The sequence below is a fragment of the Stenotrophomonas sp. CFBP 13718 genome (genome assembly GCF_014842145.1).
GTDB lineage: Bacteria > Pseudomonadota > Gammaproteobacteria > Xanthomonadales > Xanthomonadaceae > Stenotrophomonas.
The window spans coordinates 162,306-174,614 of record NZ_JACYVC010000002.1 but is presented as its reverse complement, the minus strand read 5'-3'; the positions used below and the strand labels follow the sequence as shown (position 1 = coordinate 174,614).

Sequence of the window (12,309 nt, the reverse complement as noted above, 5' to 3'; positions counted from 1 at the left end):
CGCGGCGCTACCGGAGCGGATGATGTCTGGGTAGCGCCGAGCCGTGCTCGGCGGGGTTCCCCGTGCGCCCCTGCGCTCGCCATCCACGGGGCGGCGCTACCGGAATGACTGCCCCGTTGCCTGACCGGGGGGTTACCGTGTGAGTCCGCCCGGCGTAGCGCGGCGCTACAATGACGTGCCCGCACGTCCGCGGCCGCCTCCCTGATTCCTATAGAACCATGACGCAGCCTACCCGCCGCCAGTTGGCCAACGCCATCCGTTTCCTTGCCGCCGATGCAGTCGAGACCGCCAAGTCCGGCCACCCCGGCATGCCCATGGGCATGGCCGACATCGCTGAAGTGCTCTGGAACGACTATCTCCGCCACAATCCGAACAACCCGAAGTGGTTCAACCGCGACCGTTTCGTGCTGTCCAACGGTCATGGTTCGATGCTGCAGTACGCACTGCTGCATTTGAGCGGTTATGACCTGCCCATCGAGCAGCTGAAAGCATTCCGCCAGTTGGGCAGCAAGACGGCCGGCCATCCGGAGCACCACGAAACCCCCGGCGTAGAGACCACCACCGGTCCGTTGGGTCAGGGTTTCGCCAATGCTGTCGGTTTTGCCTTGGCCGAGAAGCTGCTCGCCCAGCGCTTCAACCGCCCGGAGCTGGAGATCGTCGATCACCACACGTACGTATTCATGGGTGACGGCTGCCTGATGGAAGGCGTCTCGCACGAAGCGGCGTCGCTGGCCGGTACCTGGGGCCTGCACAAGCTCGTCTGCTTCTGGGACAACAACCACATCTCCATCGATGGCAACACCGATGGCTGGTTCACCGATAACACGCCCGAGCGTTTCGAAGCCTATGGCTGGAACGTGGTGCGTGACGTGGACGGCCATGATCCGGAAAGCATCAAGGCCGGTATCGAGGCGGCCTTGGGCCAGGACGACAAGCCGACGCTGATCTGCTGCCGTACCACCATCGGCTTCGGTTCCCCGGCCAAGGCCGGCAAGGAATCCAGCCACGGTGCACCGCTGGGCAAGGACGAACTGGAGGCCACGCGCAAGGCGCTGGGCTGGGAATACGGTCCGTTCGAAATCCCCGAATCGATCTACGCCGGCTGGCGTGCGGGCGGTACCGGTACCCTGCGCCAGGCCGAGTGGGAACAGCAGTTCGACAAGTACGCCGCGCGTTTCCCGGCGGAAGCCGAGGAGTTGACCCGCCGCTCGCATGGTGAACTGCCGGAAGATTTCATCGCCAAGGCCGACGCCTACATCGCGCAGGTCGCCGCGGAAGGCCCGACCATCGCCTCGCGCAAGGCATCGCAGCTGGCCATCGAAGCGTTCGCGCCGCTGCTGCCGGAACTGGTGGGGGGCTCGGCCGATCTGGCCCATTCCAACCTGACCCTGTGGAAGGCGAGCAAGTCGGTTGCTACCGACGATGCCAATGCCAACTACGTGTATTACGGCGTGCGCGAGTTCGGCATGACCGCGATCGCCAACGGCCTGGCCCTGCATGGCGGGTTCCTGCCGTTCGATGCGACCTTCCTGGTGTTCAGTGACTACGCCCGCAACGGCGTGCGCATGAGTGCGCTGATCCCGGCACATGCCATCCACGTGTACACCCATGACTCGATCGGCCTGGGCGAAGACGGCCCGACCCATCAGCCGGTGGAACACCTGGCGTCGCTGCGCTACATCCCGAACAACGATGTGTGGCGTCCCTGTGACGCGGTGGAGTCGGCGGTCAGCTGGAAGGCCGCCATCACCCGCCAGGACGGTCCGAGCTGCCTGGTGTTCAGTCGCCAGAACCTGCCGCACCAGCCGCGTGACGCCGAGCAGATCACCCAGATCGAGCGCGGCGGTTACGTGTTGGCGGATGCGCAGGGGGGGGCGCCGGACGTGATCCTGATCGCCACCGGTTCGGAGGTCTCGCTGGCCACCGAGGCGAAGGCGGAGCTGGATGCCGCAGGCCTGAAGACCCGCGTGGTCTCCATGCCGTCCACCGATGTGTTCCTGCGTCAGGACGCGGCCTATCGTGAAAGCGTGCTGCCCAACGCCGTGCGCAAGCGCGTCGCGGTCGAAGCGGGCGTCACCGGTTTCTGGCGCCAGTTCGTTGGCCTGGACGGCGCCGTGATCGGCATCGACACCTTCGGTGCATCGGCACCGGCTGACGCGTTGTACAAGCACTTCGGCATCACCACCGCGCACGTGGTGGAAGCTGCCAAGGCGCTGTAAACACGGCCTGGCGGGTGCAGCGGGTCCTCGATCCGCTGCACCCGCTGTCCATCGGACCGCGCTGAATCGTCGCGGTTTTCCGGCCGCAGCGCCGGAATGATGCGTTGTCGCCTGGCCTGTTTCCAGCAGTGCATGGCCTTGTCATGCTGGCCCGTCCGCAACAAGCCGCGACGGCCCTTCAATGAAAACCACCCCGTTTCTCGCTGCCTGCCTGATGGCGATGAGCTGCTTCCCGGCCATGGCGGCCACGCCTGCCGTAAAGGCCGATCCGGCACTGTTCCGTTACAGCGTCGAGCAGATGCATAAGATCTCGAACCCGGATCTGCTGGGGCATCGGAATTTCTATGATTTCCGGTCCACCGGTCCCGATGCGGCGTGGTTCGATGCGGTGAAGCAGGGCAATCTCGCCGAGGTCCGCCGACGCGTGGAAGCCGGGCAGAACCTGGAAGCCAAGGACGAAGACGCACTGGGCCAGACCGCGTTGGGCTGGGCGGCCTTCATCGGCTACGAGGACATGGTCCACTACCTGGTGGAGCAGGGCGCGGACATCCGCGCGACGGACCGGGCTGACGTTTACAACGCGCTCAAGTCCGCCGTGATGGGCGGCAACGTGGCGGTGGTCGAATACCTGCACGGGCTGCTGCGCGACGAGACCGACTGGGACGCGCGTGAGAGCGACCAGGAAACGCTGTTCATGGTGGCCGCCGTGGACGGTCGCCTGGAGACGGTGGAGTACATCCTGCAGTTCCATCCGGATCTGAACGCGGTGGCGATCAACGAAAAACCGAAAATCAACGAAAGCCCGCTCAGCGGTGCCTGCGAAGGCGGGTTCGACGACGTGGCGAACCTGCTGATCGCAAAGGGCGCGATCAACCACAAGACCGGCCGATCAAGCTGCAACTGAGGGTAGAGACGGCTTCAGCCGGCTGATCGACCCACGAAGTCCCGCCACCGAGCACGGCTCGGCGCTACCACCGCCCGCGCGCGACGCGTGCAACGTCGCCCGGTAGAGCCGGCTTCAGCCGGCTGACTGACCTGCAGAATCCAGCCACCGAGCACGCCACGACGCTACCACCGCGCGCGCATGACGCGAGCAGCATCGTCCGGTAGAGCCGGCTTCAGCCGGCTGATCGCCCCACGAAATCCCGCCACCGAGCACGGCTCCGCGCTACGGAGGTCGCACCCGCCCGCCGCATCACGCCGTACGTGCCAACGCCAATCGCAGCAGTCGCGCATTCAACCGCTCACCGACGTTCGCAGGTGCCTGTAGACCCATCCGTTGCAGGTACACCGCATCGCCATCGCCGGCGGGTTGCCAGATCGCCGCCCACACGGTGCGCAGCTTCGCGCCGCGCGTCTGCGTATTGGCCTTCAGCCAGCCCAGCGCCTTCAGCAGCACCTGCTCCAGCTCCGTGAAATCACTACCCAGCGGATAATCCGGCAAGGTGCCATCGCTGCGGAACGCGGCCAGCGTGGCCGACAGTAGCTGCGGCGTGTTGCGCTGTGCACGCGGGTCCGGCTGAGCATCGGTGCCGAGCTTGCGCGCCTTCTTCGCCTGCTGCAGCAGCGGGTCCTGGAAAGGCCGCTCGGTGATGCCCGCCATCGCAAGCACGCAATCCGCGTCCGTCAGACCGCGAAGATCCGCGATGCCATATTCGTCGAGGTAGATGTCGCGCAGGTGGCGCGGGATGGTCGTATGCCCGTAGTTCCAGCGTACGTTGCTCTGGCGTGACCCCGCATCGTCGCGCGCGGCACGGAACATCAGGATGCTGCGCGCCTCCGGCAAGGCGTGTGCCATGGCCACGAAGTTGTACTGGCCGCCGACACCGGATACCACGCGGCCATCTTCCAGCGCATCCGACACCGCCGCACCCAGCGCGGTGGCCATCATGCAGGAATTGAAGAAGCGCGCATGCCGCCGCTGCAACCGTTCAAGCTCTTCATTGCTGCCGTACAACTGGTTGATCTCGCTGATGCGGCGCATGCCGATTGCGCGACACTCGTCCTCTGGCAGGGTGCGCAGCCAGTCGTAGAACTCGGGCGAGCCCAGATAGAACGCCCCGTGCAGGTACTCCCCTTCCGCCGCCAAGGTGGCGTGGTCGGCGGTGTAGGCGCTCCCGTTGTCCAGACGCTTCATCAGGGTCAGGTCATCGTGCACTTTCCGTTTGATCACGCCGCACTGCACGAGTTTGCGGAATCCTTCGTTGAGCATTTCGCTGCAACCGTACAAGCCTTCCTCGAACGGCCCCAGTCCACCGATCTCCGCCACCAGCGGATGCGTGGCCAACTGAGGGTCCAATGCATGCAGCACGCGGCGGTACAACGCATTGTCGGTATGCCGCAGCACGAGGGCATGGCTGAGTGCATCGGCCAGTGCACCGATGCCGATCTGCAGCGTGCCACCGTCGCGCACCAAGGTGCTGGCATAGAGGCCGATGGCATGGTCGGCATCGCTGACCGGCTGCCGCGGCAGGCCGAACAGCGCGGGGTAGGGGCTCGGTGGAGTGATGATCAGATCGAAGAAGGATTCCTCCACGGCAGCCGTGCCGCCGATCCACGGCAGCTGCGGATCCACCTCGGCGATCAGCAGCGGACGTCGCAATCCCCGCGCCGCCATCGCATCGATCGTGTCCTGGGTGATGTCGTTGTTGCAGGACAACGACAACCGGTCGCTGCCCTCGCGACGCGCTACCTTCTGCACGATGGCATGCGGTGCACGCTGCGCCACCGCATCAGCGGCGTGGGTGTAGTTGAGGCTGGTGTAGCTGGCCTGCGCCTGCCGCGAGCGCAGCAACGCACCGGACTGCATGTAGAACTCTTCCACCTGCACGTGGTCGGGCAGCGCATCACGCGCCATCGCATCGGCATAGGCCAAGCGCACCACGTCCTTGCCGAAATGGCGCTCGGCGAAGGGGCCCATGAAGCGCGCCTCCAGGCCGTCGCCGCTCGCCACCGGCGGGTTCAACGACAGTGCCGTGTAGATCTGCAGCGGACGTGCGGGATCGTTTTCTACCCGTGCATACAGCGCGTTGAGCAGCCGATGCGGCTTGCCCAAGGCCAGTGGCGCACCGATCCGCACCGCCCCTTGCACCCGTCCCAACAACCAATCCACGGCAGCATCAAGGTCGGTCAGGTGATCGGTCATCGGCGCAGGTTCCTTGTTCGTGATGACCGCATTACAGCATGACCGCCTTGAACCGCCGTCTAAAAAGGGGACGGAGGGGATTAAGTCGCAATCGGCCGACAGCGTGGCCGAATGCGACTTAATCCCCTCCGTCCCCTTTTTCTCCTGCTTGACACTCGCTGCGATTACGTCTGTAATCAGCTTGTCGATTACAGGTGTAAACGTACATGCAGATCAGCGATGCAGAAGCTGTGGTGATGGAGGTGCTGTGGCAGCGGGCGCCATTGGCTGCCGAGGAGGTCATCGCGGCCCTGCGTGCACGGGACTGGGCCGAGCCGACCATCAAGACATGGCTCAACCGCCTGCTGGCCAAGGGCGCGATCGCGGCCGAACGCGATGGCCGACGGTACCTGTATCGCCCGCTGCTGCAGCGCGAGGCGTGGGTGGCCCGGCAGAGCGAACAGTTCATCGAGCGCGTCTTCGAGGGCCGCATCGCACCCTTGGTCGCGCATTTCAGTGAACGCGGGCAGCTCAGCCCGCAGGACATCGCCGAGCTTCGCAGGCTGATCGGAGAGATGGGCGATGACTGACCTGTTGATGCTCTTGTTGCGGGCCAGCGTGTGGCTCACGGTGGGCGTACTGCTGCTGGCCGTCGCGCGCCCGCTGCTGCTCCGGCTGGGCGGCGGGCCATTGGCGTATCGCAGCTGGTGGCTGTTGCCCGTGCTGCTGACGCTGCTGGTGGTGCCGCTGCCGTATCCGCCGGCCGCGCTCCCGGACGGTATGGCGTTGCTCGCCATGACGAAGGGTGCGGCGAGCCAGAACGGACCGTGGGTGACCGCGAGCGGAGGGGCCACGTTGCTGGCAGCGCTGTGGGGGCTGGGTGCAGGGCTTGCTCTGCTCAGGGCATGCATCGCCCAACGCCGGTTCGAACGACAGTTGGGCGTGCTCCGGCAGCGCGGGGACGGTAGCTGGCAGGCAGACGTGGACGCGGGGCTGCCTGCGCTGGTGGGCGTGTGGCGGCCGCGGATCATCGTGGGTCCTGGTTTCGACGCGCGCTTCGACCCGCAGCAGCGGAATCTCGTGCTCCAGCACGAACGCAGCCATCGCGACCATGGCGATCACTGGGTAAATGCCGTCGTGCTGATGATGCGCTGCCTGTTCTGGTTCCATCCGCTGGCTGCCTGGAGCGCGCGCCGCCTGCAGCGCGATCAGGAACTCGCCTGTGATGCGCGCGTTCTTCGGTTACATCCGGCCCATCGCCGGTCTTACGCCACTGCGTTGCTGACAGCGCAACTGGCCCACCCGATCGCACCGGTGGCCTGCCACTGGCGCGGACAGCCTGTGTTGAAGGAGAGGATTTCCATGATGAAACAAGGAACGAGCGGACGCGTGCCCGTCGCCTGCGGTTATCTGATGGTGGCGGGATTGTGTATCGGTGCAGGCGGCATGGCCTGGGCAAGCCAAGGCGCAGGCAGCGCACCGGCGCTAACGGCGGCGCCGGTTGACCGCGATATCAAGGCGGCCCAGATGGCGGCCCCCGACTACCCGGAAGAGGCGTTCGAACGAGGCATCACCGGAAAGGTCGTGCTTCGCGTTGATGTCGACGCCGACGGCAAGGCGAGTGGTGTCAGCGTCGTGAGCGCGACGCCGGCGGGAGTGTTCGAGGCGGCCAGCGTTGAGGCCGCGCGGCAGTGGACATTCACGCCCGCGGTGAGAGACGGGCGAAACGTACCGGGGACGCTGCAGATCCCCGTGCAGTTCGCACTCGACCAGCCGCCGGTGGGGCCATGACAGGACGTGCCGCCATCGCGATCGCGGCGTTGATGATGCTCGGTTGCACCCGCTACGACATCCGCCAGGCGGTGGATACACGCGAGGAGAACATCGACCACCAGCGCCTGGATCCGCTGCCCCCCTCCGGTATCGGGTCCGGCGCCGTGGAGACCTACACCCTGCAACCCGGCGAAAGCTACCGCATGCCGCAGCTGCACACGGCGCCGCCCCCGGTGCTGGGGGATCGAGAACAGCGCCAGGAGCTGGCGTTGACCACGGTGTGCGTCCAGCTGGTGGTCGATGCAGACGGCAAGGTGGAGCGCAGTATCCCGATTGCCGACCGCACGGAGTGCCGGGCCGGTGCGGCAGCCGAGAACGGGGCGCTGCGGCAAGCGGTCCAAGAGGCGGTGCAGCACTGGAGATTCTCGCCCGCCGCCATCTGCCACTTCGCGCCGGGCAAGCTTCCTCGCGAGCCGTCTGACTGTGAAGGTCCCGACCGCATCGAGCCCATACCGGTGAGCCTGCTGTACGCCTTCACCTTCGAAATAGTGAAGGGTCGACACTACGTCCGACGAAAAGGGGACGGAGGGGATTAAGTCGCAAACGGCCACAGATGTGGCCGTTTGCGACTTAATCCCCTCCGTCCCCTTTTTTATGCGCCGCCTTGCAGGTTGGCCTTGATGGCCGGGTGCATCAGCTTGGGCTCCGGCAGGGTGGCGTCGCGGGCTTGCCGGCTGGCGACGAAGTTCGCTTCATCCGTGCCGACGCGTACGTGGATGTTGTGTGCGCGCTGCTCGGCAATGGTGGTCTCGTTGCTGATCGCGCGGCCACCCGGGCCGTAGTCGTGGCAGACGAATACCCGCGTGCTGTCCGGCAGTGCCAGCAGCGTCTGGATGGAGCGGTAAAGCTGGTGGGCATCGCCACCGGGAAAATCACAGCGCGCGGTGCCAGCGTCGGGCATGAACAGGGAGTCGCCGGGAAACAGCGCGTCACCGATCAGGTAGGCGATGCTGTCACTGGTGTGTCCTGGTACCGCGAGCACCCGGCATTGCACGGTTCCCAGCGCGAACGTTTCGCCATCAACGAACAGGTGGTCGAACGCCTCCCCCTCAGCGGCAAGGTCCATCCCGTAGCGCGGGGCGAACGTTGCCTGCACCGCGCGGATGCTCTCGCCGATGGCCAGTGTGGCCTCAGGGAAGCGCTGCTTGAGCCAGCGGCCCGCCGACACGTGGTCGGCATGCGCATGGGTTTCCAGCACCCAGCGCAGCGCCAGTCCCTCGGCCAGCAGATGCCCGAGCACAGGGGTCAACGCCGTCTCGCTGACCGTGCCGGTTTCCAGATCGTAGTCCAGCACCGGATCGATCAGGGCAGCCTGCCGGGTGGCCACATCGTGCACCACATAGCTGAAGGTGTTGCTGTCGGGATGGAAGAACGACTGGACATGGGCAGGCATCGGGTGACTCCTCAGCGCGGGCCGAGTGCGCGGTTCAGCACCTGCGCCAAGTGCTCGCCGGCGATGCGCAGTTCGCTCTCGGCCACGGGACGATAGCGGTCGGTGTAATCGGCTCCGAGCTTACGCGAAGTGGGGTAAACGCCTTTTTCAACCGCGATACGGCAGCTGGACTCAGCCCATGCCTCCGCATCCTTGCGCACGTCGACCCGGCGCGCCAGCGCAGGTTGCGGCAATGCCTGCAGCACCGTCAGGTAGCCGGCATCGTCCAATCCGCGGGTATTGAGCAGCCCGCTGTCCCAGACCGAATGCAGGTTGCTGCCGCGTCCATTGAACTGCACCTGGACCTCATTGCCGCCCTTGTCGTGGCCGAAGCCCGCATGCATGGGCTGGTGGATGTCACCGACCAGGTGGACGACGAACTTCAGCGCCTGCGCGCGCTCGGCGTCGCTGTTCCTGCGGTCGGACAGGATACGGGTCTGATCCTTCAGCGCTTCGACCACGCAGTTGCCATCCGGGCAGTGCTTGGCGGCCTGGTAGACGCAGTTGTCTTCGGCGATGTTGACGTAATGCCAGCCAGCGGAACGCTTGCCAAGATCCCGGTCGGTGGCGCGCAGCTGGTCGGCCCAGGGGGCCACACCGGCGAGCGTGGGATCGGCTTCACTTGCCAGAAGTCTGTCTACTTCGGCACGTGCGGTGGGCGTCAGCCTGCTTTCTGCGACGCGCCCGACCAGACGATGGCCCTGTGCGCCCCACGCAAGCGCATCGGTGGAGCAGAGGGCCAGTGCCAGCGCCAGCGCGGTAAGGGGCAGGGGAGAGCGGAGGGGGAAGGGGCTTTTCATCGGCCCTATTCTAGCGGTCGGCCTGCAAGGTGGCTTGCCCCGATAAGGGGGGCCGGCCTCACGCAGCGGTATGCTGGCTTATGCAGGAAATCGAGGAGAGCAGCGTGTCAGAGACCATGGTCGGCCTGATTGGCGGCATGAGCTGGGAAAGCTCCGCGCAGTATTACCGGCTGATCAACGAGCAGGTGCGGGAGGCCCGCGGGGGCGTGCACTCGGCGCGGCTGCTGATGTGGTCTTTCGATTTCGCGCAGATCGAGGCGCTGCAGGCCGCAGGCGACTGGGACGGCGCAGGCACGCTGCTGGTCGACGCGGCCCAACGGCTTGAGCTTGCCGGCGCCAGCGCGGTCGTCATCTGCACCAACACCATGCACCGCCTCGCAGATACCGTGCAGGCCGCTATCGGCGTTCCCCTGCTGCACATCGCCGACCCGACCGCCACGGCGGTGAAAGCGGCGGGTATCCAGCGCATTGGACTGCTGGGCACCGCGTTCACCATGGAGCAGGCGTTCTACACGGGCCGGTTGGAACGCCAGCACGGCCTGCAGGTTGTCGTGCCGGATGCAGCAGATCGTGCGCTGGTGCACCGGGTGATCTATGAAGAGCTGGTGCGCGGCCACGTGCTGCCGGCCTCGCGGGAGGCCTATCGCGGGGTCATGCGGCGGCTGGTGCAACGCGGCGCGCAGGGGATCATCCTGGGCTGTACGGAGATCATGTTGCTGGTTACGGATGAAGATGCCAGCGTGCCACTGTTCGACACGACGGCGCTGCACGCGCAGGCGGCCGCACAGCATCTGCTGGCGCAGCGGTAGCGCCGAGCCGTGCTCGGCGGGGCATTCATGGGGAGGGCCCAGCAGCGGTAGCGCCGAGCCGTGCTCGGCGGGGCGTTTCATGGGAAGGGCCGGACCCCGGTAGCGCCGAGCCGTGCTCGGCGGGGCATTTCACGGGGAAGGCCCAGCCGGCTGAAGCCGGCTCTACCGGTACTGCAGCGGTAGCAGCCGCCGCCGGTCAGAACTTCACGACGTACGACACGCCATACGCCAGCGGGTCGATGTTGACGGTGCCCAGGTCCTGGCCATCCAGTTTGACCTTGCTGTCGATGTCCATCCAGCGCAGGTCCACCCGCAGGGCGGCTTTTTCGCTGAGGGCGAAGTCCACGCCCGCGTGCGCGGCAAGGCCCCACGAATCGTCCATTTTCAACGTGCTGCCGGCCAGTGCACCGCCGGTCTCCTCGCTGAAGAACGTGGTGTAGTTGATGCCGGCACCGAGGAACGGCGATACCTTGCCGGCGCTGTTGAAGTGGTACTGCAGGGTGACCACCGGCGGCAGGTGTTTGGTGCTGCCGACACGGCCCAGGCCGGCGATGCGGATGTCGTGCTTGAACGGCAGCGCGGCGAGGACTTCGATGCCCAGATTGTCGGCGATGAAGTACTCGCCGGTGATCGTCGGCTTGATGTCGCGGTCCACGTCCACCTTCAGCGTACCGCCGGCCAGGGCGCCGTTGTTGGATTTCGGCGCAACCTGGTGGACGCCGGCCGACAGCGTCCAGTCGCCCTTGGATTGGGCCATGGCAGGGGCGGCGGTAAGGGCCGAAGCGGCGGCCAGGGTGGCCATCATCAGGGGGGCGGTGCGGCGCATGGTGCAGGTCTCGTTGCGGGGTTGATGCCCGCAGTCTCTGCCCGCCCTGCACGCAACGCCTTGATCCGGATCAAATCCCTGACGGGCGCGAGGGCTGGCGCGTCCTGTCCGCCGGTAGTGAAGGCGGTTTGCTAGACTAACCGGCCTTATCCATCCCGCCGCGCCGTGCGCGGCCGCAGGAGCTCATCAACATGGCAATCAAGGTTGGTATCAACGGTTTCGGTCGCATCGGGCGGAACGTCCTGCGCTCGGCGGTGCTGAACTTCGGCGACGACATCGAGATCGTGGCCATCAACGATCTGCTGGAGCCGGATTACCTGGCGTACATGCTGAAGTACGATTCGGTGCACGGCCGCTTCAAGGCGGAGGTATCGGTTGATGGCGGACACCTGGTGGTCAACGGCAAGAAAGTGCGCCTGACCCAGGAGCGTGATCCGGCCAACCTGAAATGGGACGAAGTGGGCGTGGACGTGGTGATCGAATCCACCGGCCTGTTCCTGACCAAGGAAACGGCGCAGAAGCATATCGATGCGGGCGCGAAGAAGGTGATCCTGTCGGCGCCGTCGAAGGACGATACGCCGATGTTCGTCTACGGCGTCAACGACAAGACCTACGCCGGCCAGGCGATCATCTCCAACGCATCGTGCACGACCAACTGCCTGGCGCCGTTGGCCAAAGTCATCAATGACAAGTGGGGCATCAAGCGCGGCCTGATGACCACCGTACATGCGGCAACCGCCACCCAGAAGACCGTCGATGGCCCGTCCAACAAGGACTGGCGCGGTGGCCGTGGCATCCTGGAGAACATCATTCCCTCGTCCACCGGTGCGGCCAAGGCCGTCGGTGTGGTGATTCCGGAACTCAACAAGAAGCTGACCGGCATGAGCTTCCGCGTGCCGACCTCGGACGTGTCGGTGGTCGATCTGACCGTCGAGCTGGAAAAGGAAGCCACCTACGCCGAAATCTGCGCCGAAGTGAAGGCACAGAGCGAAGGCGCGCTGAAGGGTATCCTGGGCTATACCGAAGACAAGGTCGTGGCCACCGACTTCCGCGGCGAGACCCACACCTCGGTGTTTGATGCCGATGCCGGCATCGCGCTGGACAGCACCTTCGTCAAGCTGGTGTCGTGGTACGACAACGAGTGGGGCTACTCCAACAAGTGCCTGGAAATGGCCAAGGTCGTCGCGGCCAAGTAAGCCGCCTCACCACGTGATACGCGAACCCCGGCCGATGCCGGGGTTCGTCGTTTCAGGCCTGTGTCGGCGA

General features: G+C 65.7%; 11 protein-coding genes. 7 read left to right on the top strand and 4 right to left on the bottom strand.

Annotation, left to right across the window (positions count from 1 at the left end; all coding sequences use genetic code 11):
• Positions 1-218: 218 nt before the first annotated feature.
• Together tkt and IFT58_RS04350 are read left to right on the top strand one after the other, a co-directional pair.
• Positions 219-2,219, top strand: coding sequence for a transketolase (tkt, locus tag IFT58_RS04355; protein ID WP_192094013.1), 2,001 nt, complete (start codon positions 219-221; stop codon positions 2,217-2,219).
• 181 nt (positions 2,220-2,400) lie between these two features.
• On the top strand, positions 2,401-3,123 hold the full coding sequence (locus tag IFT58_RS04350) for an ankyrin repeat domain-containing protein (protein ID WP_192081550.1): 723 nt from the start codon (positions 2,401-2,403) through the stop codon (positions 3,121-3,123).
• Positions 3,124-3,414: 291 nt separating this feature from the next.
• On the opposite strand, the gene IFT58_RS04345 is transcribed toward IFT58_RS04350, so the two are convergent.
• On the bottom strand, positions 3,415-5,364 hold the full coding sequence (locus tag IFT58_RS04345; RefSeq protein WP_192094012.1) for an acetyl-CoA hydrolase/transferase C-terminal domain-containing protein: 1,950 nt from the start codon (positions 5,362-5,364) through the stop codon (positions 3,415-3,417).
• A gap of 206 nt (positions 5,365-5,570) precedes the next feature.
• Between IFT58_RS04345 and IFT58_RS04340 the strand changes: the two genes are divergently transcribed.
• The 3 genes from IFT58_RS04340 to IFT58_RS04330 are packed head-to-tail and all read left to right on the top strand — an operon-like array spanning position 5,571 to position 7,712.
• Positions 5,571-5,933: a BlaI/MecI/CopY family transcriptional regulator gene (locus tag IFT58_RS04340; RefSeq protein WP_192081548.1), complete on the top strand. Its 363-nt coding sequence runs from the start codon at positions 5,571-5,573 to the stop codon at positions 5,931-5,933.
• Positions 5,926-7,134: a TonB family protein gene (locus tag IFT58_RS04335; protein WP_192094011.1), complete on the top strand. Its 1,209-nt coding sequence runs from the start codon at positions 5,926-5,928 to the stop codon at positions 7,132-7,134. The genes IFT58_RS04340 and IFT58_RS04335 overlap by 8 nt, the downstream gene beginning before the upstream one ends.
• The gene (locus IFT58_RS04330) at positions 7,131-7,712 is read left to right on the top strand and encodes a hypothetical protein (protein WP_192094010.1); all 582 of its coding nucleotides are present in this window, start codon (positions 7,131-7,133) and stop codon (positions 7,710-7,712) included. The genes IFT58_RS04335 and IFT58_RS04330 overlap by 4 nt, the downstream gene beginning before the upstream one ends.
• A 56-nt stretch (positions 7,713-7,768) precedes the next feature.
• Here IFT58_RS04330 and IFT58_RS04325 read toward each other — a convergent pair whose 3' ends face one another.
• Both IFT58_RS04325 and IFT58_RS04320 read right to left on the bottom strand, forming a co-directional pair.
• Positions 7,769-8,569: an MBL fold metallo-hydrolase gene (locus IFT58_RS04325; RefSeq protein ID WP_192094009.1), complete on the bottom strand. Its 801-nt coding sequence runs from the start codon at positions 8,567-8,569 to the stop codon at positions 7,769-7,771.
• 11 nt (positions 8,570-8,580) lie between these two features.
• A complete protein-coding gene (locus tag IFT58_RS04320; RefSeq protein ID WP_192094008.1) occupies positions 8,581-9,408 on the bottom strand; it encodes a S1/P1 nuclease in 828 nt (275 codons plus the stop codon).
• A gap of 116 nt (positions 9,409-9,524) precedes the next feature.
• Between IFT58_RS04320 and IFT58_RS04315 the strand changes: the two genes are divergently transcribed.
• A complete protein-coding gene (locus IFT58_RS04315; RefSeq protein ID WP_197974550.1) occupies positions 9,525-10,217 on the top strand; it encodes an aspartate/glutamate racemase family protein in 693 nt (230 codons plus the stop codon).
• Between the two features lie 196 nt (positions 10,218-10,413).
• Here the strand turns inward: IFT58_RS04315 and IFT58_RS04310 are convergent, their stop codons facing one another.
• Positions 10,414-11,043 carry an OmpW family outer membrane protein gene (locus tag IFT58_RS04310; RefSeq protein ID WP_192081542.1) on the bottom strand — a complete coding sequence of 210 codons (630 nt, stop codon included), beginning with the start codon at positions 11,041-11,043 and terminating at the stop codon, positions 10,414-10,416.
• 191 nt (positions 11,044-11,234) lie between these two features.
• On the opposite strand from IFT58_RS04310, the gene gap reads away from it, so the two are divergent.
• The gene (gene gap, locus IFT58_RS04305; RefSeq protein WP_188326327.1) at positions 11,235-12,239 is read left to right on the top strand and encodes a type I glyceraldehyde-3-phosphate dehydrogenase; all 1,005 of its coding nucleotides are present in this window, start codon (positions 11,235-11,237) and stop codon (positions 12,237-12,239) included.
• The last annotated feature ends 70 nt before the right edge of the window (positions 12,240-12,309 follow it).